Here is a 21697-nt window from a genome sequence, read left to right as displayed (position 1 = left end):
ACTTTTTGCTAAAAACGGTTTTATATTGAACTGCTCAGGATCGCGTCTATACGGGCCAACTCATCCACAGAGAAATGGCGGTTTGCCAGCATCCCCACGGCGTCATCAATTTGAGCCGCTTTACTCGCCCCAATCAGCACTGAGGTCACACTCTCATGACGTAATACCCAGGCCAGCGCCATCTGGGACAGCTTCTGGCCGCGCTCTTCCGCCATGGCGTTCAGCTTTCTAATCTTCTCCAGCTTCTCTTCGGTGAGCTGGTCGGGGTTAAGGAACTGACTGCCGCTTGCCGCGCGTGAGTCTGCGGGAATGCCGTTCAAATAACGGTTGGTCAGTTGCCCACCGGCCAGCGGCGAGAAGGGAATACAGCCGACTCCTTTTTCCTGCAGCACGTCCAGCAATTCTTCTTCCGGCGCACGCTCAAACAGGGAATATTTCGGCTGGTGGATCAGGCAGGGCGTACCGAGATCGTCAAGGATATCAATCGCCTTGCGGGCCAGTTCAGCGGGGTAGTTGGATAATCCAACATACAGAGCCTTCCCCTGACGCACCGCATGGTCAAGCGCTTTCATGGTTTCCAGCAGCGGCGTCTGCGGGTCAGGACGGTGATGATAGAAGATATCCACATACTCCAGCCCCATCCTCTTCAGGCTTTGATCGAGGCTTGCCAGCAGGTATTTGCGTGACCCCCAGTCGCCGTAAGGACCCTCCCACATGGTATAGCCCGCTTTGGTTGAGATGATTAGCTCGTCGCGCCAGGGCAGGAAGTCCTCCTGTAAAATACGGCCGAAATTACGTTCGGCCGATCCCGGTGGCGGGCCATAGTTGTTGGCAAGGTCGAAATGCGTAATGCCCAGATCGAACGCACGCTGTAAAAGTTGACGGCTGTTTTCGATAAGGGTGGTATCACCGAAGTTATGCCACAGCCCGAGCGAGATGGCGGGCAACCTGAGCCCGCTTTGCCCACAGCGGCGATACTCCATTGTCCCGTAACGATTTTTGTCCGGCTGATAACCCATTTTCGTAACCTCTGGCGCTGAAGTGTAAAATCAGTGTATGCGTTTACATTTTTAGGAAAAAAAGCAGCATAGCGCAGCCTTTTTTGTAAAGCATTCTTTCCATGCCCTTCTTATCGCCAATTCTGGACAGCCATCACGCTTATTTAATACTCAAGGTAAGGTCAACATTAGAAGGATACCTGTTCATGCGTACCCCATACTGCGTCGCCGATTACCTGCTGGACCGTCTTACAGATTGTGGAGCCGATCATCTGTTTGGCGTGCCGGGCGACTATAACCTGCAGTTTCTCGACCACGTGATAGACAGCCCCGATATCTGCTGGGTGGGCTGTGCCAACGAGTTAAACGCCTCTTATGCCGCGGACGGATATGCCCGATGTAAGGGCTTCGCCGCGTTGCTGACGACATTTGGCGTAGGAGAGTTAAGCGCCATGAACGGCATTGCGGGCAGCTATGCCGAACATGTTCCGGTACTGCATATTGTGGGAGCGCCGGGGATGGCATCACAGCAAAGAGGTGAGCTGCTGCACCACACGCTGGGCGACGGTGAGTTTCGTCATTTTTATCATATGAGCGAGCCGATTACTGCTGCACAGGCGATCCTGACCGAACAAAACGCCTGCTATGAAATCGACCGGGTGTTAACCACTATGCTCCGGGAGCGCCGCCCCGGCTATCTGATGCTGCCTGCCGACGTGGCAAAAAAGGCCGCCACGCCTCCTGTAAGCGCTCTCACGCTCCGCCATGCGCATGCCGATAGCGCCTGCCTGAAAGCGTTCCGGGAAGCCGCTGAGAACAAGCTTGCCAGAAGCAAGCGTACTGCGCTGCTGGCCGATTTCCTTGTCCTGCGCCATGGCCTGAAGCATGCGCTACAGAAATGGGTCAAAGACGTACCGATGGCACACGCCACCATGCTGATGGGCAAGGGTATATTCGACGAACGTCACGCTGGTTTTTACGGCACCTACAGCGGTTCGGCGAGCGCCGGCGCGGTAAAAGAGGCGATTGAAGGGGCTGATATCGTGCTGTGCATCGGGACGCGATTTACCGATACCCTTACCGCCGGCTTCACGCATCAGCTCACCCCGGCACAAACGATAGAAGTTCAGCCTCATGCTTCACGCGTTGGTGATATCTGGTTTACCGGCATCCCCATGCTTCAGGCAATCGAAACGCTGGTGGAGCTGTGTAAACAGCACGTGCACGGTACGCCCGTGCCATCCTCTCAAAGCTCGATGGCCTACCCGCAGCCGGATGGCTCGCTGACACAGGCGAATTTCTGGCAAACGCTGCAGACGTTTATTCGTCCGGGAGACATCATTCTTGCGGATCAGGGCACCTCGGCCTTCGGCGCGATCGACCTTCGTCTGCCGGCGGACGTGAATTTTATCGTCCAGCCGCTGTGGGGATCGATTGGCTATACGCTGGCGGCGGCATTTGGCGCACAGACGGCCTGCCCGAACCGGCGCGTGATTGTTCTGACGGGGGATGGCGCGGCGCAGCTCACCATCCAGGAGCTCGGCTCGATGCTGCGGGATAAACAACACCCCATCATTCTGGTTCTTAACAACGAAGGGTACACGGTGGAAAGAGCGATCCATGGGCCTGAGCAGCGGTATAACGACATTGCGCTATGGAACTGGACGCAAATCCCGCAGGCTCTGAGCCTTGATCCTCAGGCCCAGTGCTGGCGGGTCAGTGAAGCGGAGCAGCTGGCGGACGTCCTTGAAAAAGTAGCGCACCACGAGCGGCTCTCGCTGATTGAGGTGATGCTGCCGAAAGCGGATATCCCGCCGCTGCTGGGGGCGATTACCAAAGCGCTGGAGGCGCGCAATAGCGCCTGATTATTTGTCGTTTCGCCAGGCCATCATCATCGGTTTGCCCGCCAGCAGGAGCCAGGCGGGCAACATCACGATACAAAGCAGAGGGAAAAGCGTCGAATCCGGTACGACTACCGCCGCCATAAACAGGCTTAGCCAGGCGTCGCGCGTGACCACCAGAACCAGCCCCAGAATAGAACAAGAGACGGTAATCGCCGCAGGGACCGCATCGACATGCTCGTGCAGCATCAGCCCCAGCGCGATGCCGACAAAGACCGCCGGGAAGATGCGTCCACCGCGGAAACCACAGGCGGCGGCCACCACCAGCGCTGCCAGCTTGATCAAGGCAAAAAGCAGATAGTCGGAGACGCTAAATACCTGGCTGAAGGCCAGCTGCTGCATCTCGTCCAGACCTTTGAACAACGTCACCGGCCCACCGATTGCCCCTAAGATACCGAGGATCAAACCGCCGGCTCCCAGAATCAACACCGGGTGTTTGAGTCTGTGCATTAGCCGGTGCAGACGTGGAAGACACCATACCGCCACCATGCCCAGCGCAATGGCGATGGCGACGACGATGGCGCCGCTGAAAATATCAGCGATTTGCATCTGGCCGTAGTGGGGCAGGGAGAGTGAAAAATGGGGATGGAAAAACAGGCTGGTGGTCAACGCCCCGGCGGCGGCGGCCATCAGTGGCGCAAACAGCTTATCCCACAGCGGGACATCGTTATTGCTACTGAGCGTCTGCGAAAAGATCAGTGCTGCCGCAACGGGCGTGCCGAATAGCGCCCCGATGGTGCCTGCGGAGGCGAGAATGGTCCAGTCCAGCGCGCCGACACGAGGTAAAATGCGTGAACCGAGAAAAACCGCCAGGCCAATATTCACGGCCATAATCGGATGCTCTGGCCCCAGGCTGACGCCGCCGGCAAGGCCCAGAATCAACGCAATGATTAGCCCTGGCAACGCCGAGGGCGCAACCGGGGCACCAATCAACGGTTCCTGTGCCGGATCGGGGCCGGCATGGCCGGGACTGAAACGGATCACCAGACCCACCGCTATACCGGTTAACATCAGCATTCCAACGATCCAGGCAGGAGAATCAGCGGGGACGCCCAGTCCTGCAGGAAGCGCGTTCCATAATAGTGTTTGCAGCACCGACGCGACTTTCATCACGACAATGAGCACCAGACTTGAAACCACGCCGATGATGAGCGCCGGAATGGCCAGCAACAGCATGGTTCTGGCTCGCGGGTGGAGCATGATGATTTCCTTGTACAAAACGGTATTACGTTACTTTGCACATTAAGCCTTATGGCAATAGTGCAAAAGGTGCTGAAACGGTAAAGTTATTCTGTGACGAAGATCGATAATCCACGGGCATTCACCTTCCGGTCGTTGTTGTTATCACGCCTTGAATTTACAGTGTCCCAAAGATTTATTTTGACTTTAGCGGAGCAGTTGAAGAATGACAAAGTATGCGTTGGTAGGTGATGTGGGCGGCACGAACGCGCGCCTCGCATTATGCGATGTAAGTAGTGGTGAAATTTCCCGGGCGAAAACCTATTCCGGGCTGGATTATCCAAGCCTTGAGGCCGTTGTCCGCGTCTATCTGGAAGAACATCAGGTGAGCGTTGAAGATGGCTGCATCGCCATTGCCTGCCCGATAACCGGCGACTGGGTCGCCATGACCAACCATACCTGGGCATTCTCCATCGCCGAAATGAAAAAAAACCTCGGCTTTGCGCATCTTGAAATCATCAATGACTTCACCGCGGTGTCCATGGCGATCCCGATGCTGAAGCCGGAGCATCTGATCCAGTTTGGCGGCGCTGAACCGGTCGAGGGTAAGCCGATTGCGGTCTACGGGGCCGGTACCGGCCTGGGCGTTTCACATCTGGTGCATGTCGCTCAGCGCTGGGTGAGCCTGCCGGGTGAAGGTGGTCACGTGGACTTTGCGCCTAACAGCGAAGAAGAGGGCATTATCCTCGAAGAATTGCGCGCTGAGATCGGCCACGTCTCCGCCGAGCGCGTCCTTTCAGGTCCGGGACTGGTGAACCTGTACCGGGCGATTGTGAAATCAGACGGTCGTCTGCCGGAAAATCTGCAGCCAAAAGACGTTACCGAACGCGCGCTGGCGGACAGCTGCATTGACTGCCGTCGTGCCCTGTCGCTGTTCTGCGTGATTATGGGACGCTTCGGCGGCAACCTGGCGCTGACGCTGGGCACCTTCGGGGGCGTTTATATCGCGGGCGGCATTGTGCCGCGCTTCCTGGAGTTCTTCAAAGCCTCCGGCTTCCGCGGCGGGTTCGAGGATAAAGGGCGCTTCAGAAGCTACGTGCAGGACATCCCGGTTTATCTGATCGTGCATGATAACCCAGGCCTGCTGGGGTCGGGTGCCCACCTGCGTCAGGTTCTCGGTCAGATTCTCTGATGCTTGGCCCTCTCCCGCGGGAGAGGGCTTTTTCGTTACAGGTGCATGAGCTGGCGGAACTCTTTCACCTTGCTGCGGCTCACCGGCACCTGAAAATCCAGATCCTTCAGGCGCAAGATATAGGTATTGTTAAACCACGGTTCGATCTCGCGGATCTTGTTTAAATTCACGCAGAACGAGCGGTGGCAGCGGAAAAAGTGCGACGCAGGCAGCTTGCTGCAAAACTCGGTGATGTTCATCGCCATCACGTAAGATTCCCGCCGCGTATAGACAAATGTCATCTTTTCATGGGCTTCGGCATAGTAGATATCATTGACCGGCGTCACGATGATGCGCTCATCTTTGACCAGATTGATGGTGTCGTTGTCCCTTATCGTTGGGCTGGCGTTAGCAGGGGCTGTCTGCTGCTGCCATGCGGCCTCCAGCTTTTGCAGCATGCTCACAATCCGCGATTCCTGGTAAGGCTTAAGGATATAGTCAAACGCCTCCAGCTCGAAGGCCTCTACGGCGTGCTCTTTCCAGGCGGTAACGAACACAATAAACGGCTTATGGGCAAACTGATTGATGTTTTGCGCCAGCAATACGCCATCCAGCGACGGAATATTGATATCCAGAAAAATGGCGTCGACCCGGTTATGCTGCAAAAACTTCAACACGTCCAGACCGTCATCAAACGTACCCACAATGTCCATCTGGCTGTGGGTGTTGATAAGCCAGGTTAGCTCCTGTTGAGCCAGAATTTCATCTTCGACAATAATAACTTTCATGGGTTACTCCACCTGGGGCAACAGTGATGTTGTCGAATGGACCGGAGAGCGCTCATTCGGGACGTAAAAAGCAATTTCGGTGCCCGGTTCAAGACGCTGAATGTGCAGTCCATCGCCGTAAAGCAGCTTGACCCGGTGGTGCACGTTCAGCAGGCCGATTTTATTTCCGGGCATCTCGTTAGACTCGACGCGCTCAATGACTTTAGGATCAATTCCGTGGCCGGTATCGCGCACGGCAATCCGCACCCGGTTTCCGCTTTCGGTGATGCTGATGGTGACCACCCCTTTGCCTTTACAGGGTTGAATGCCGTGAACAATCGCGTTTTCGACCAGCGGCTGGATAAGCAGGCTCGGGATCACGCAGTTGACCTCTTCATCAATATCGTAAATGACCGTGAGCTTGTCGCCAAAGCGCGCCTGCTCAATCGCGATGTAGTCTTTTATCTGATACAGCTCTTTTTTGATGTCGATCTGCTCGTCATCTTTCAGCTCGATGTTGTAGCGCAGATAGCGCGACAGATTAAAAATCAGCTGGCGCGCGGTGTCCGGATTAAGACGAATGGACGAGGAGATGGCGTTCAGCGCGTTAAACAGGAAATGGGGATTGATTTTGCTCTGCAGCGCGCGAAGCTCTGCCTTATTTGCCATCTCACGCAGCTGTTCTGCCCGCGAAACCTCCAGCTGAGTCGAGATAATCTGCGACAGGCCGATGGCCATCTCCTGCAGCGTGGAGGTGATCTGATGCGCGTGGCAGTAATAAATTTTCAGCGTGCCCGTCACGACGCCTTTCTCCCACAGCGGGATCACCAGCATGGAGTGGATTTCCGGCGTTCGGTGGGCTTCATCATTGTTTTTAATAATGATTTTACCGTAGTTAATCGCCTGTCTGGTGGTCGGGCTAATGGTGTCATCGTTGTCGCGATAGTTGTGTTCCCCCACGCCGACGTAGGCCAGCACGTGGTCAATATTGGTGATGGCGACAGCGTCAGCATGAATGTCGTGGCGAATGATCTCGCAGACCTGACGCAATGATTCCGCGTTAACGTGACGGAAGAGCGGTAGCGTTTTGTTGGCGATATCCAGCGCCAGCTTGGCCTGACGTGCGGCGCTTGCCTCTTTTTCGCCTTCAACGCTTTGCACCAGCAGCACGATAAAGCCGATGCACACGCTGCCCAGAATCATCGGAATACCGATTTTCGAGACGATATCCAGCCCCAGCGCGGTGGTGGGGGCCCAGATAACGACCAGGATCATGGTCAGCGTTTCGCACACCATGCCCGCCACAATCCCGGCGCGCCAGCGCTGTTTTTTCGGGATTTTGCGGCTGATCCAGCCGGATAGCACCCCGGCGATAATGCTGGTGATAAAGCAGGGCACCGCCGTCACCCCGCCGATATCAATCAGATAGCGATGGGTTCCGGCAATCACGCCGGTGATGACGCCCACCCAGGGGCCAAACAAAATTCCGCCAGACATGACGGCGATAATGCGCACGTTAACCAGCGAACCCTCTACCGGCACGCCTGACCAGGTGCTGAACAGGGCGAACAGGGAAAAGATAGCGGTAACGGCCAGCAGCTCTTTTGGCGAGTGTGCGGATTTGTGCAACAGCTCGCGAAACAGGCGAATGCGAATGAGGAAGAACAGGCAAATCAGCATTAATGCCGCACGGTCAAAAACCGCCAGCAGCATAGTGAATATTTCGTGCACGAGTAGACCTGGGAAAACGGGAAAGAACCATGATAAAAAACCTGGCGCGTATTGACCAGCTATCCGTCAGGTTTATCAAATGAGGAAAAACCATAATTTTGAAAGGGGATTATCTGACGATGACCGATGCGTCCTGTTTTTTTCTGAACGGCGCATCGTCAGGTAACTGGTTTGATATCATCCTGTTAAATAACGTCTATCAGACAGCCGATCCTGAAACAGGGGCTTCCGCTTTTAGGCGCAGCCGGGTTCCGGTTTTTAGTCGATCGCTTTTTTTTCATTTCCCTCTCGACAGCATGATTTTTTTCAGGTTATTTTCTAAACATGCCACATCGGTGGCAGCGTCGCTCGGACGGTCCGGGCGCTAACGTTAATCTGAGGAATCTATGGCTGAATTCAGTCCTGAACGCCGTTTTACGCGTATCGATCGTCTCCCCCCTTATGTTTTCAATATCACTGCTGAACTGAAAATGGCTGCGCGTCGGTGCGGCGAAGATATTATCGATTTCAGCATGGGTAACCCTGACGGCCCAACGCCACCGCATATCGTTGAAAAGCTCTGCACGGTTGCCCAGCGCCCGGATACGCACGGCTACTCAACCTCTCGCGGTATTCCCAGGTTACGTCGCGCGATCTCGCGCTGGTATCAGGATCGCTATCAGGTTGATATCGATCCGGAAAGTGAAGCGATTGTCACCATCGGCTCGAAAGAGGGGCTGGCACACCTGATGCTGGCTACGCTGGATCATGGCGATACGGTGCTGGTGCCTAATCCAAGCTATCCGATCCATATCTACGGCGCGGTGATTGCCGGCGCCCAGGTCCGCTCTGTGCCGCTGGTGGAAGGTGTAGATTTCTTTAATGAACTGGAACGTGCGATTCGCGAAAGTTATCCGAAACCGAAGATGATGATCCTCGGCTTCCCGTCGAACCCAACGGCGCAGTGCGTGGAGCTTGATTTCTTCGAGAAAGTTGTTGCGCTGGCTAAGCGTTATGACGTGCTGGTGGTTCACGATTTAGCCTATGCTGACATCGTCTATGACGGCTGGAAAGCCCCGTCGATTATGCAGGTCCCGGGCGCGCGTGACGTGGCGGTAGAGTTCTTTACACTGTCGAAAAGCTACAACATGGCGGGCTGGCGTATTGGCTTTATGGTGGGTAACAAAACGCTGGTGAGCGCACTGGCGCGCATTAAGAGTTACCACGATTACGGCACCTTCACGCCGCTGCAGGTCGCGGCTATCGCTGCCCTAGAGGGCGACCAGCAGTGCGTTCACGAGATTGCCGCCCAGTATAAGCGCCGCCGTGACGTGCTGGTAAAAGGCTTGCATGAAGCGGGCTGGATGGTGGAAATGCCGAAGGCGTCTATGTACGTCTGGGCAAAAATTCCGGAACCGTACGCGGCGATGGGATCGCTGGAGTTTGCCAAAAAACTGCTCCAGGATGCAAAAGTGTGTGTCTCGCCTGGCATTGGATTCGGTGATTATGGCGACACCCATGTGCGATTTGCCCTGATTGAAAACAGCGACCGTATTCGTCAGGCGGTGAGGGGCATCAAGAGTATGTTCCGGGCCGATGGTCTTCTCACCTCAAAGAGCGTCGCAGAACATCCCGCATCGTCATGACATAAAAAAACAGGAGCCGATGGCTCCTGTTTTTTTTGACTGCATGTTCTTCACTAAATCATCAGGGCAAAGGTTCCGGCCCAGACTAAAACAATCACCGAAATGCCCATAAAGAAATATTTCACGTTTCATCGCTCCGCGTATCTTGTGGTACGCATATAAAAACAGAGTCCACCTGATTATAGAGAGCTGAAATCCGGTCAAAACGAAAATGAGAATTTTCCCGTTACGCCGCTGACTCCAGCTCAGAATTCTGTGCTTTCCTGTTGCCAGACGGCGCTAATGTACGCCTAAAAATGAAGGGTGACAAGAGGGGTTTTTTTAAATAATTTCCGCTACTTACGAGTGTCGTGGAACGGCGACAGTTTGATTTCACAACGCAATAAATTCACTTTGAGCGACGCAATGAGTGACGGGTTTTCAGCGGGAAGACAGGTGATTGAAAAGGTTAGTTTCTTAGCGAAACTAACCTTCATGAAGAGCTTAAATATAGAGCGAGGCTTCGCCAAGAGGGCGTGTTTTGAAACGACGATGCATCCACAGATACTGCTCTGGAGCACGCATGATTTCAGTTTCGATGACTTTATTGATAAACGCTGCGGCTTCGCACTCGTTTTCCGGATAGTTAGCCATTTCAGGGGAGATGTGCAGACGGTAGCCTGATTTATCTGCTTTTCTCACCATCGTCACGGTCAGCATGGAGGCGCCCGATAATCGAGAAATGACAAAGGTACCGTTAGTCGTCGCAACGTCTTTCACCGCAAAGAAGGGGGCAAAGCTGCTGCCTTTACGTCCATAATCCTGATCGGGTGCAAACCAGACGGCCTCTCCTTTCTTGAGAGCGCCGACCATACCGCGCAGGTTATTACGACTGATCATCGCCTTATTGGAACGCATGCGGCCACGCGTTTGCACCCACTCCATCAGAGCGCTGTTGTGCGGTCTGTAAGTTGCCATCATTGGCTGACAAAGCCCCATCACGCGGCCACCCAACTCCAGCGACATAAAGTGAACGCCGACGACCATCACGCCGCGTTTTTGCATCTGCGCGCGTTTCAGATTATCCAGTCCTTCCACGTCAAACCACTTGCGGACACGCTCATCCGGCCAGAACCAGGCCATGCCCGTTTCAAGCAGCGCCATGCCGATAGACTTGAAGTTTTCAGCAATGAGTTTCTCGCGCTCTTCGGCATTGTACTGCGGAAAACAAAGCTCAATATTTTTACGCGCGATGGATTCGCGACGTTTCAGGAAAACGCGGGAAGCGCTGCCCAGTTTCGACCCCAGCAAGCGCAGGACAGGGTATGGAAGTTGAACCAGCAGCCAGAGTACGCCAAGACCAAACCATGTAAACCAGTAACGCGGGTGTAAAAACGCGCGTTGAAATTTGGATTGAGACAAAATAGTAGAACCTATATGAAGCCTGTAAAGGTAGCGCAGAGTTTGCGATACGACGTGCCGATAAGACCGTTCTTCAAGGTGATGGTTGCAGGCTTTACCGAACTTTACGGCGTTGCCTGGCCACTGCTGATTTGGGCGGGCGGCGTAATGTAGCACCGTTATACGATATGTGCTATTACTCGTTTTTGATTAAAAAAGCGGCAGCCCGAGAGGTCCTTGATTTTACAGATTTTATCGACTTTCACATGGAAAGCGCCTTTCCTGCCTCAGCGGAACGCAGTAGCGTTAGCGTTCAGAAAGAAAGCGTAACGAAAAAAATGCGTCGTTGATTTTCGCCAAATTAAATATTTACGCGTTTATTTACCCCTTCATATAATACTTAAGAATTTTCTTTATGAAAATTCTTAAGTATTATTCATGCTGTCAATCGAGTGGTCGCCTTCTTTCCTCGATTACGTTCCCCTTTTAATCGTGCCGCAATAAGATATTGCAGTTCTTTAGCGTTTTTTGGCGTGGTGCTGTGATGCAAATCAAAACAAGATTTTTTTATTAACATCTCTCTGGCTGCAATCCCTTCTGCGATACAAATATTCGATTTGTGCGAAAAGAGCAGTTTCTTTTTCTGAGTTAATTAGGCAATTTGCGATAATGTATTAGAGGAAAATTCTTAAGAAAATTCTTGTCGTGGATAAATGATCTGTGTATTTGATTTTGTTTCGATCATTATTCTATTGTTGCGCATCAAGAACGATACCGTGAAGTTGGCATAGCTAAACAAAGAGGGATGATTAAATGGCTGACAGTTTTCAGAATGAGGTGCCTAAGGCACGTATTAACCTGAAGCTTGACCTGCATACTGGCGGAGCAAGCAAGAAAATGGAATTACCCTTGAAATTGCTTGTTACAGGTGATTTCAGTAATGGGCAGGAATCTGCACCAATATCAGAACGTGAAAAAGTTAATATCAACAAAAATAATTTTGATAGCGTTCTTTCCGAATATTCCCCAAAAGTTAATCTGGCCGTTAAAAATACGCTGTCTGAAGATGGCGGTGAGGACAACATTCAGCTGACTTTCCAGAGCATGAAAGATTTCACGCCAGAGCAGGTGGCGGCCCAAATTCCACAGCTTAAGGCGATGCTGGCGATGCGCAACTTGCTCCGCGATCTGAAGGCCAACCTGCTGGATAACCAGACTTTCCGAAAAGAGCTGGAGAAAATCGTTCTTGACCAGACGCTTAGTGCTGAGTTGCGAAATGAGTTATCCGCGCTGGCTTCAAAAAAACCTTAATCATCATGCTGTTTTAACGGATTAATCAAGGAATGCTCATGTCTGTACAAAATAATACTGCTGGCGGGGAAAGCGTGGTGCTGGAACGCCCTGCTGTGGGTGGGGTGTACGCCTCACTGTTTGAGAAAATCAATCTGAACCCAGTCTCTGAGCTGAGCGCGCTGGATATCTGGCAAGATGCGCAGGCGATGTCGGATGCGACCGCTGACGAGCGTCTCACCGCAGGTATGCAGGTCTTTCTGGAATGCCTGACCAAGGCAGGCTCGAAGGTCGAAAAACTGGATAAAAGCCTGATCGATCACCATATCGCTGAGCTCGACTACCAGATAAGCCGCCAGCTGGACGCCGTTATGCACCATGAAGAGTTTCAGTCGGTTGAGAGCCTGTGGCGCGGAGTGAAGTCGCTGATTGATAAAACAGATTTTCGCCAGAACGTAAAAATCGAGCTTCTGAGCATGTCTAAAGAAGAGCTGCGCCAGGACTTTGAAGACAGCCCGGAAGTCATCCAGAGTGGTTTGTATAAACACACCTACATTGATGAATACGATACCCCGGGCGGCGAGCCGATTGCGGCGTTGGTTTCCGCTTATGAGTTCGATGCTTCAGCGCAGGATGTCGCTCTGCTGCGCAACATCTCAAAAGTATCTGCGGCTGCACATATGCCATTTATCGGCTCGGCAGGCCCGAAATTCTTCCTCAAGGAGTCAATGGAAGACGTTGCTGCGATTAAAGATATAGGTAACTATTTTGACCGCGCCGAGTACATCAAGTGGAAATCGTTCCGCGATACGGACGACGCTCGCTACATCGGTCTGGTGATGCCGCGCGTACTGGGACGTTTACCGTATGGCCCGGATACCGTTCCGGTTCGCAGTTTCAACTATGTAGAAGAAGTCAAAGGTCCGGATCACGACAAATACCTGTGGACGAATGCGTCGTTTGCCTTCGCTTCCAACATGGTGCGTAGCTTTATTAATAACGGCTGGTGTGTCCAAATCCGTGGCCCGCAGGCCGGCGGTGCGGTTCAGGATCTGCCTATCCATCTGTATGACCTGGGTACCGGCAATCAGGTAAAAATACCGAGCGAAGTGATGATCCCTGAAACGCGTGAATTCGAATTCGCGAATCTGGGCTTTATTCCGTTGTCCTACTACAAAAACCGCGACTACGCCTGCTTCTTCTCAGCAAACTCCACTCAGAAACCGGCGCTGTATGACACCGCTGATGCAACGGCCAACAGCCGTATCAATGCGCGTCTGCCGTACATCTTCCTGCTGTCGCGTATTGCCCACTACCTGAAGCTAATTCAGCGCGAGAACATCGGTACCACCAAGGATCGTCGACTACTGGAGCTGGAACTGAACACCTGGGTCCGCAGTCTGGTGACCGAAATGACCGATCCGGGCGACGAGCTGCAGGCGTCTCATCCACTGCGTGATGCAAAAGTGGTGGTGGAAGATATTGAAGATAACCCAGGCTTCTTCCGCGTGAAATTGTATGCGATTCCACACTTCCAGGTGGAAGGGATGGACGTCAACCTGTCGCTGGTTTCCCAGATGCCGAAAGCGAAATCGTAAGGCGAGGGGTGATCAGGGATGAAAATTTACCGCCCACTTTGGGAGGATGGGGCCGCTCTGGCCCCGCAACAGTTCCAGCAGCAGGTCCGCTGGAGTGAGCATGTTGCCAGCATGGTCGCCCGGATGGGTATTTCTCATCCCTGGGGCGTGGTTGCGGCAGAATTTGATGATGCTGCACTTGCGCTCTCGCGTCTGAATGCCATCCGTCTGGTCGTACGTTTCCAGGATGGCACGATTGTTGATACGGATCTGGCGGATAATATTCCGCCGGTCTGTGATTTGTCTGCCGCAAACGGCTTTGAGGCTGTTGAGGTGGTTGCCGCATTGCCGCTGCTGAGCGCCAGTGGTGGCAACCTCGATAACGGGCAGGATAGTGAACGCCCACGTCGCTGGAAAGCCGAACGTGTGGTGGTGCAGGAACTGGCTGGTCATGAAAGCGGGGAACTCGCCATTCTACGTAATGCGCTAACACTGCGTCTGTCCAGCCAGGAAAACACGGCATACTTAACCTGTCCGGTTACCCGTCTGGTGCGTAATCCTCAGGGGCAGTGGGGTCGGGACCCTGCTTTCATTCCCCCCATGCTTTCCGTTTCTGCCAGCCCTTCGCTGACCACCGAACTGGGTGACCTGCTGGTTCGTCTGCAGGCCCGCCGCCGTCGCCTGATGGCCATGCGCCGTGAAAGCAATGAGCGGATGGCTGACTTTGCTGTCGCGGATGTCTCCCTGTTCTGGTTGCTGAATGCTCTGAACAGCGCCGAGCCGGTGTTAACGGAACTTCTGCAGACGCCCGCTCGTCACCCGGAACTCCTGTATCGCGAACTGACCCGTCTTGCCGGCAGTCTGCTGACATTCTCACTGGAGCATGACGCTGGTGACATCCCTGCTTACCAGCACGATGCACCTGAACGGGTATTCCCACCGCTGCTGGCACTGCTGGACAAGCTTCTGGAAGCGAGCCTGCCGTCGCGGGTAGTAAGTATTCACCTAGAGCATCAGGACCAGATCTGGAAGGGTGCACTGCACGATGCACGCCTGCGCGAAGGGGCGGACTTCTACCTCTCAGTACGTTCTTCCATGCCGAACCATGAGCTTCAGACTAAATTCCCGCAGTTGTGTAAAGCGGGCAGCTTCGATGATGTTTCGGATGTGGTGAATGTGGCTCTGAGTGGGATGCTGATTAAGCCTTTGACGCATGTTCCGGCCGCTATCCCGCTGCGCCTTGAGAACCAGTATTTCTCGCTGGATCTGAGCAGTGAGGCGGCTCACGCAATGCTTGAGATGGGCTGTTGTACCTTCTATACCCCACGCTCGCTGGGTGATGTTGATCTCGAACTCTTTGCGGTGTTGCGTACATGAATAAATCTGAACTCAGTCAGATAGAAAATATCTTCTACCCTGGCTGGCTGATGGCCAGCCAACTGCAGGGTGGTCAGGAAGTGCGTGACGGGGAAGGGCTCTATCGCCGTGCCTGCCGTCTGGTAAGGGAGGCGAAAGCTGCGCTCACGGAGGCAGGTTACAGCGACATCAGCCGCGACCATATGGTGTATGCCCTGTGTGCACTGCTTGATGAGAGCGTGATGAACCGGGGAACCACCGATGATGGCTACCTGACCTGGCGCCGTGACCCGCTGCAGGCTCACTTCTTCGGTACACTCAATGCTGGTGAAGAGCTATGGGAAAGAATCCGTAACCTGCTGAAAGAAACTGCCCCTGATACCGCCGTCCTGACCTGTATGTACCGGACTCTGCAACTGGGGTTCGTGGGAAAGTATCGCGCTCAGGATGATGAGCGTAGGGAAGATATTGTTCGCGCTCTCGCAGAGCGGGTGCCCGCCTTCACATTGGCACAGGATGCCCCCATTGTTGCCCGCGCATCGCGTCTGCGCAGCGGCCGTCGCGGGTACTGGCTGAGCTGGGTTGTGGTCGCTGTCGCCCTGGCTGCGCTCTGGTTTTTCCTTTCATCTTCACTTACCGAGCTGGTAAGCCAGATCGTCAGGCCGGGGTAAGCGATGCGGGATGCGTACCGAAGTCTGTTAACTGCCCTGGGTGCTGTACTGGCGCTGTGGCTCATTCTGGGATTCTGGCCACTGTCCTTGGGCAGCCGTGTGGCACTCAGTCTGCTGGTTGTGCTGGTTTCCGGGGTGATGCTCTGGCGTCAGCGCCGGGCTTCTCAGGCACGGGCGACCGCTGTCCGGGAAATTGTGGATGAAAATCTGCCGCCGGAAGATTTTCAGGGTGCGGTGATCCTTGTTTGTGGCGACAACTGCCCACTGTTTGTGTCCGGCTCCCGTAACCGGGAAACCCGACAGGGCTGGTATCTGTGGGTGAAGGATGCGGAGCAGTTGCCACTCCTGGCACAACACCTGAGCCTGGTGCGTCCGGCTCAGGTGCCGCAAATCTCCGTCATGCTGGCGGTGGTACCTGAACAGCACACCTCCGGCGATGATTTTATCCAGCATCTTCGGGGCTGGCAGCGTGCTGTCGTCCGGTGCCGTGCGGAATTTGGCACTATCCCCCCGCTGTGGACCGTGACCTGGGTATCTCCTCCTGCGGCCTGTGCAGAGGCTGAACCCGTCTGGTTTACCACGGTAAGCCCGCGAAGCGGTATACAGGTGTATCAGCCCGGTCAGGGTAATGTGTCACTGACGGATTGGCCTCTGGAAATTGGAACGGACGGGCGTCTTTCGCGTTTGAGCCATGGCTTGTGGCTGGACAGTCTGCTTGCCTGGCAAAAGAGCGCGGTGAATGACCTGCTGTCGGTACGGCGGGGGGAGTTACCGGTGATGTCGCCCTGCGTGCAGGGTATGTGCATGGTGCCGGTGAATGGTATCGCGGGCAATCTCTGGCAACAACACGTCACTTCCGTGACGGCGCTGCCACCGGATGCCTTTGTGAGCACCGAGCCACTGCCGCTGCCTGAACTGCTGCTGCCGGCGTTGCCGCGCCGACGTGGCGTGAGCCGCAGGATGGTGTTCTGGCGTTATGCCGGATTACTGGGCGGGATTTTTCTCGCGCTGGCGATGCTGGCGTCCTGGATGAACAACCAGCTCCTCATTCGTAACGTTGGCGATCACCTTGCGTTATATCACCAACTGACGGGTCAGCCTGTTGCCCCGAAACTGCGTGCGCAGCAGCGCCTGCGGGCCGATGGCGCATTGCTGGACGACTGGCAACGTCGCGGGGAGCCACTGCGTTATCGCCTGGGTCTGTATCAGGGACTGCGACTGATTCCGCCCGTTGAGGCCGCAGTCAGTGACTGGGCACCTCCGCCACCGCCGCCTCCGGTCATTAAGAAAATTATTCAGGGTCCGAAAACCATTCGTCTCGACAGCATGTCGCTGTTCGATTCGGGTAAATCGGCGCTAAAAGCCGGTTCGATCAAAATGCTGGTGAATTCTCTGGTCGGCGTGAAGGCGAAGCCGGGCTGGCTGATTGTCGTGTCAGGGCATACCGATAACACCGGCAATCCGCAACTGAACCAGACACTCTCTCAGAAACGTGCCGAAGCAGTGCGCGACTGGATGCGGGATACCGGCGACGTACCCGAAAGCTGTTTTGCGGTGCAGGGCTATGGCGAAAGCCGCCCTGTCGCAACCAACGACACCCCGGAAGGGCGTGCGCTTAACCGCCGTGTCGAAATTAGTCTGGTACCGCAGGCGAACGCCTGTCAGATACCCGGCAAACACCCGGCGTCATCGCAGGATGATGACGCTTCACTACACAATGGAGAGTAATTCCATGGCAATTCCTGTTTATCTTTGGCTGAAGGACGACGGCGGCGCGGACATCAAAGGGTCTGTTGACGTTCAGGATCGTGAAGGCAGCATCGAAGTGGTCGCTCAGGAACATAATCTGTACATCCCGACCGACAACAACACCGGCAAGCTGACCGGTACCCGTATCCACACGCCGTTCCTGTTCACGAAGGAAATCGATTCCTCCAGCCCGTACCTGTACAAGGCGGTGACCACCGGTCAGACCCTGAAATCCGCTGAATTCAAGTGGTACAAAATCAACGACGCGGGTCAGGAAGTGGAGTACTTCAACACCAAACTGGAAAACGTGAAGGTAGTGAAAGTGAATCCTGAAATGTATGACATCAAGGATCCTTCTAAAGAGAAGCACAACCATCTTGAACGCGTTGAACTGCGTTACGAAAAAATCACCTGGACCTACAAAGACGGCAACATCATTCATTCCGATTCCTGGAACGAACGCGCCACGGCGTAATCCTGATGCGGGCAGGTTTTCCTGTCCGCAGTTTTTTGCTGAGTGCCTGAGATGCGGGCACTCAGCAAAGAAAAAACAATCTGCCTGCCTGACCTTATGCGCTTTGGTGAACAGCGAGGGGCGGTAGCGTGTCCAGGAACCGACAAAGAGAGAATCTCATGGAAAATCCAGCCATCCTGTTACGTCGTCTGAACCCTTACTGTGCCCGAGCGATGGAAGGCGCAGCTTCGCTTTGTCAGACCCGTGCCCATGCCGAAATTCTGCCGGAGCACTGGCTGCTTAAGCTGCTGGAGCAGGGGGAAGGTGACCTGACGGTGCTGGCGCGTCGCTATGAATGGGATATGGATGGCATCTGGCAGGATCTGCTCGGCTGGCTCGACAGACAACCTCGCTCCGTGCGCCATCGGCCCCAGCTCTCTGATGACATCCAGACTCTGATGCAGCAAGCCTGGCTACTGGCCTCACTCAATGGTGAAGAGCACATTCGCAGCGTCCATCTGCTGATGGCCCTGGTGGAAAAACCGAAACTGGCACGTTGTGACGGCCTTTGGCCGTTGTTAACGCTTGCTCAAAGCCAGCTGGAGCGCCTGCGACCGTTGCTGGATGCGCAATCGGATGAGCGTCCGGAAATGCAGCGCGAAGCCGAGCTGGCACAGAACCACGGTGGTGAGGTGGAGTTTGTCGGGCGTCCGGCTGGCGTGGAAATGAAAGAGGGGGAGCTGAGCCCTGCGCTGCAGAACACGCTTGATAAATTCACCCTCGATGTCACCGCCAAAGCGAAGGAAGGGAAGATCGATCCGGTGTTTGGCCGCGACACAGAAATCCGTCAGATGGTGGATATCCTCTCTCGTCGCCGCAAAAACAACCCGATTCTGGTCGGCGAGCCGGGCGTGGGGAAAACCGCACTGGTTGAAGGCCTGGCATTGCGTATTGCCGAGGGTAATGTGCCTGAATCCCTGAAAGCGGTCACTCTGCGTACCCTTGACCTGGGCCTGCTGCAGGCCGGTGCAGGCGTGAAAGGCGAGTTCGAACAGCGGCTGAAAAACGTCATCGATGCGGTGCAGCAATCCCCATCCCCGGTCCTGCTATTTATTGATGAAGCGCATACCATCATCGGCGCGGGCAACCAGGCGGGAGGCGCCGATGCAGCGAACCTGCTGAAACCGGCGCTGGCGCGTGGCGAACTGCGTACCATTGCGGCCACTACCTGGAGCGAGTACAAGCAGTACTTCGAACGCGACGCGGCCCTGGAGCGTCGTTTCCAGATGGTAAAAGTCGATGAGCCTGACGATAACACCGCCTGCCTGATGCTACGTGGTTTGAAATCGCGTTACGCCGAGCACCATAGCGTGCACATTACCGACGATGCGGTGCGCGCTGCTGTTACGCTTTCCCGCCGCTATCTGACGGGCCGCCAGCTGCCGGATAAGGCGGTTGATCTACTCGACACCGCCGCAGCGCGCGTCCGCATGAGCCTCGATACGGTGCCGGAACAGCTGACCTCCATTCGCTCGCAGATTACCTCTCTTGAAATGGAGAAGCAGGCGCTGCTGGAAGATATTGCTGTCGGCAATCAGAGCCATGGTGAACGCCTGACCGTCATTGAGCAGGAAGAGAAAGCTCTTATCGTTGCTCTCGATGAGCTTGAAACGCAGTACGGGCAGGAACTGAAACTCACCGAACAACTGCTGGAAAGCCGCCAGGACATCTCCCGTCAAAGCGAGACGCGCACGCTGCAGCAGGAACTGAACGGCATGCAGCACAGCAACCCGCTGCTCTCCGTGGATGTTGACGTACGCACCGTTGTCAACGTGATTGCTGACTGGACAGGCGTTCCGCTGTCATCGCTGATGAAAGATGAGCAGACCGAACTGCTGACCCTGGAAAATGAAATGGGTAAACGTGTGGTCGGGCAGGATGTGGCGCTCGAGGCCATCGCCCAGCGTCTGCGTGCGGCAAAAACGGGTCTCACCTCAGAGAATGGCCCACAGGGCGTATTCCTGCTGGTGGGACCGAGCGGCGTGGGGAAAACCGAAACCGCGCTTGCGCTGGCCGATTTCATGTACGGCGGTGAGAAGTCACTCATTACGATTAACCTCTCAGAATACCAGGAGCCGCATACGGTTTCCCAACTGAAGGGCTCCCCTCCGGGTTACGTCGGTTATGGCCAGGGAGGGATCCTGACCGAAGCCGTGCGCAAGCGCCCGTATAGTGTGGTTTTGCTCGATGAAGTCGAAAAAGCCCACCGTGACGTGATGAACCTGTTCTATCAGGTCTTTGATCGCGGCTTTATGCGCGACGGCGAAGGGCGTGAAATCGACTTCCGCAACACCGTCATTCTGATGACCTCGAATCTCGGCAGCGACCACCTGATGCAGCTGCTTGACGAGCAGCCGGAGGCCAGCGAAGGCGATCTTCACGAGCTGCTGCGTCCGATACTGCGCGATCACTTCCAGCCGGCGCTGCTGGCCCGCTTCCAGACGGTGATATATCGCCCGCTGGCGGAAGCGGCGATGCGAACTATCGTGGAGATGAAGCTGTCACAGGTCAGTAAGCGGCTGAACCGACACTACGGCCTGCTGACGCATATTGAAGAGAGCCTGTATGACGCTCTGACCGCCGCCTGCCTGCTGCCGGATACTGGTGCGAGGAATGTTGACAGTCTGCTGAATCAGCAGATTCTGCCGGTGCTGAGTCAGCAGTTGCTGAGCCATATGGCGGCGAAGCAGAAACTACACTCCCTGACTCTGGGATGGAGTGAGGAAGAGGGCATAGGGCTGGAGTTTACACATGGCTGATGAAACGCAGGATGGGTTCAGAATCAAAGAGGGTGGTGTCAGACTACTCACGGCGGGGGAAATACAGCTGGCGCAATCCGTTTTTTTATCCACCATTGATTATTCGAAAGTATGGATACACAGAGAAAGTTATCTCCCTTTCAATTTACAGGATAACAATACGGCGATGACCCCGAACGGGGAGATCTATTTTCGTGATCTATATTTCGATGATTTCTCACAGACAACCGACAGTCTTCAGCATCTTTTCATCCATGAAATAAGTCATGTCTGGCAGCGTGGAAAAGGAATGAATGTGATCTTCAGAGGGCTGGTGAGCTGGATGGTGAGTTACCGTTATACCCTTGATGGTCGTCTCTTAAGCGAATATCCGATGGAGCAGCAGGCGCAGATTATTGCAGATAATTTTGTTTTACAGACTTTTGGGTATGAAATCTGGAGTCATCTTGAAAATAAAAGATATCCCGATATTACGCTCGATGGGGATACTTCTGAGTCGGTGATACGTGAGGGATATAAAAATGCTTTGAGGGGCTTTCCATGGTGAGACGTAACTATTTTATTAAGCTTAACTCTTTGTTGTTAGCGTTTTTTTGTCTTCCAATCCTGACGGGATGCCCTGGACCAGGTGACAGATTTCGTTTTGATGAAACTGCACAGGTGAGTAAAAAGGGTGATAATGTTTGCGTGAATATTGATAATGCACAAGATTATCAGCCAGTAGATATGGGTATCAATCTGCGAGGGACGCCTTCAATGGAGAAAGATTTTAATTTTTCCCCCGGCCTTAAGATTATTGAAGGTGAATTATGTATTCCTCCATCTTATTTTAATTTTAAAGATGGTGGCAAGTATATAGTTGAGTTTGTACTTCATCCAAGACTTGATAATAAAGAAGCGAGAAGCTTTGTTGTTGGTGTCGGTATTAATAATAATCAAGTGTATAATTTCCCTTTGACAGATCGCGAATTCGCAAGGCCGTATGGTTCAATTAAGGCTCCAGAATAGAAAGTGTAATAAGTTTCCGTA

General features: G+C 54.2%; 20 protein-coding genes. 14 read left to right on the top strand and 6 right to left on the bottom strand.

Going from position 1 to position 21697, the window contains the following annotated elements; all coding sequences use genetic code 11:
• Window positions 1-20 precede the first annotated feature (20 nt).
• The gene (mgrA, locus tag PUP35_RS15830) at window positions 21-1019 is read right to left on the bottom strand and encodes an L-glyceraldehyde 3-phosphate reductase (RefSeq protein ID WP_274240518.1); all 999 of its coding nucleotides are present in this window, start codon (window positions 1017-1019) and stop codon (window positions 21-23) included.
• 185 nt (window positions 1020-1204) lie between these two features.
• Between mgrA and ipdC the strand changes: the two genes are divergently transcribed.
• A complete protein-coding gene (gene ipdC / locus PUP35_RS15825; protein ID WP_274240516.1) occupies window positions 1205-2863 on the top strand; it encodes an indolepyruvate decarboxylase in 1659 nt (552 codons plus the stop codon).
• Here the strand turns inward: ipdC and PUP35_RS15820 are convergent, their stop codons facing one another.
• Entirely contained in the window at window positions 2864-4099 is a 1236-nt protein-coding gene (locus PUP35_RS15820) for an ion channel protein (RefSeq protein ID WP_274240514.1), read from the bottom strand.
• A 205-nt stretch (window positions 4100-4304) separates the two neighbouring features.
• Here PUP35_RS15820 and glk point away from each other — a divergent pair, with 205 nt between their 5' ends.
• Window positions 4305-5270, top strand: a complete 966-nt coding sequence (gene glk / locus PUP35_RS15815) for a glucokinase (RefSeq protein WP_045285807.1) — start codon at window positions 4305-4307, stop codon at window positions 5268-5270.
• Between the two features lie 35 nt (window positions 5271-5305).
• On the opposite strand, the gene PUP35_RS15810 is transcribed toward glk, so the two are convergent.
• Together PUP35_RS15810 and PUP35_RS15805 are read right to left on the bottom strand one after the other, a co-directional pair.
• Window positions 5306-6037, bottom strand: a complete 732-nt coding sequence (locus PUP35_RS15810) for a LytR/AlgR family response regulator transcription factor (protein ID WP_115875941.1) — start codon at window positions 6035-6037, stop codon at window positions 5306-5308.
• A gap of 3 nt (window positions 6038-6040) precedes the next feature.
• Window positions 6041-7747, bottom strand: a complete 1707-nt coding sequence (locus PUP35_RS15805) for a sensor histidine kinase (protein WP_115875940.1) — start codon at window positions 7745-7747, stop codon at window positions 6041-6043.
• A 119-nt stretch (window positions 7748-7866) separates the two neighbouring features.
• On the opposite strand from PUP35_RS15805, the gene PUP35_RS15800 reads away from it, so the two are divergent.
• Window positions 7867-8115 carry a hypothetical protein gene (locus PUP35_RS15800; protein ID WP_115875939.1) on the top strand — a complete coding sequence of 83 codons (249 nt, stop codon included), beginning with the start codon at window positions 7867-7869 and terminating at the stop codon, window positions 8113-8115.
• A gap of 18 nt (window positions 8116-8133) precedes the next feature.
• Entirely contained in the window at window positions 8134-9372 is a 1239-nt protein-coding gene (alaC, locus tag PUP35_RS15795; RefSeq protein ID WP_274240507.1) for an alanine transaminase, read from the top strand.
• A gap of 53 nt (window positions 9373-9425) precedes the next feature.
• Here the strand turns inward: alaC and ypdK are convergent, their stop codons facing one another.
• Together ypdK and lpxP are read right to left on the bottom strand one after the other, a co-directional pair.
• Window positions 9426-9497 (bottom strand): membrane protein YpdK, encoded by a 72-nt coding sequence (gene ypdK / locus PUP35_RS15790; RefSeq protein WP_099458937.1) that lies wholly within the window; start codon window positions 9495-9497, stop codon window positions 9426-9428.
• A 358-nt stretch (window positions 9498-9855) separates the two neighbouring features.
• Window positions 9856-10776 (bottom strand): kdo(2)-lipid IV(A) palmitoleoyltransferase, encoded by a 921-nt coding sequence (gene lpxP / locus PUP35_RS15785; RefSeq protein ID WP_024907634.1) that lies wholly within the window; start codon window positions 10774-10776, stop codon window positions 9856-9858.
• Window positions 10777-10788: 12 nt separating this feature from the next.
• On the opposite strand from lpxP, the gene PUP35_RS15780 reads away from it, so the two are divergent.
• The 10 genes from PUP35_RS15780 (at window position 10789) to PUP35_RS15735 (ending at window position 21676) form a co-directional block, all read left to right on the top strand.
• Window positions 10789-10926, top strand: a complete 138-nt coding sequence (locus tag PUP35_RS15780) for a hypothetical protein (protein ID WP_159427010.1) — start codon at window positions 10789-10791, stop codon at window positions 10924-10926.
• 639 nt (window positions 10927-11565) lie between these two features.
• On the top strand, window positions 11566-12063 hold the full coding sequence (gene tssB, locus PUP35_RS15775; RefSeq protein WP_111965220.1) for a type VI secretion system contractile sheath small subunit: 498 nt from the start codon (window positions 11566-11568) through the stop codon (window positions 12061-12063).
• A 32-nt stretch (window positions 12064-12095) separates the two neighbouring features.
• Window positions 12096-13640 carry a type VI secretion system contractile sheath large subunit gene (gene tssC, locus PUP35_RS15770; protein ID WP_127731863.1) on the top strand — a complete coding sequence of 515 codons (1545 nt, stop codon included), beginning with the start codon at window positions 12096-12098 and terminating at the stop codon, window positions 13638-13640.
• A gap of 18 nt (window positions 13641-13658) precedes the next feature.
• Window positions 13659-14996, top strand: coding sequence for a type VI secretion system baseplate subunit TssK (tssK, locus tag PUP35_RS15765; protein WP_274240502.1), 1338 nt, complete (start codon window positions 13659-13661; stop codon window positions 14994-14996).
• The gene (gene tssL, locus PUP35_RS15760; protein WP_115875936.1) at window positions 14993-15646 is read left to right on the top strand and encodes a type VI secretion system protein TssL, short form; all 654 of its coding nucleotides are present in this window, start codon (window positions 14993-14995) and stop codon (window positions 15644-15646) included. The genes tssK and tssL overlap by 4 nt, the downstream gene beginning before the upstream one ends.
• 3 nt (window positions 15647-15649) lie before the next feature.
• Window positions 15650-17374, top strand: a complete 1725-nt coding sequence (locus PUP35_RS15755) for an OmpA family protein (RefSeq protein ID WP_274240499.1) — start codon at window positions 15650-15652, stop codon at window positions 17372-17374.
• Between the two features lie 4 nt (window positions 17375-17378).
• Window positions 17379-17870, top strand: coding sequence for a type VI secretion system effector Hcp (gene hcp / locus PUP35_RS15750; RefSeq protein ID WP_023325816.1), 492 nt, complete (start codon window positions 17379-17381; stop codon window positions 17868-17870).
• A 158-nt stretch (window positions 17871-18028) separates the two neighbouring features.
• Window positions 18029-20668: a type VI secretion system ATPase TssH gene (gene tssH / locus PUP35_RS15745; protein ID WP_274240496.1), complete on the top strand. Its 2640-nt coding sequence runs from the start codon at window positions 18029-18031 to the stop codon at window positions 20666-20668.
• Window positions 20661-21215 (top strand): hypothetical protein, encoded by a 555-nt coding sequence (locus tag PUP35_RS15740; RefSeq protein ID WP_045134535.1) that lies wholly within the window; start codon window positions 20661-20663, stop codon window positions 21213-21215. The genes tssH and PUP35_RS15740 overlap by 8 nt, the downstream gene beginning before the upstream one ends.
• Window positions 21209-21676, top strand: coding sequence for a putative T6SS immunity periplasmic lipoprotein (locus PUP35_RS15735; protein ID WP_274240492.1), 468 nt, complete (start codon window positions 21209-21211; stop codon window positions 21674-21676). Before PUP35_RS15740 ends, PUP35_RS15735 begins: the two co-directional genes overlap by 7 nt.
• Window positions 21677-21697 lie beyond the last annotated feature (21 nt).

Origin of the sequence: Enterobacter sp. S-33 (assembly GCF_028735835.1) — a bacterium.
GTDB classification, from domain to species: Bacteria; Pseudomonadota; Gammaproteobacteria; order Enterobacterales; family Enterobacteriaceae; genus Enterobacter; species Enterobacter vonholyi.
This window is presented reverse-complemented; position numbering and strand designations above follow the sequence as displayed.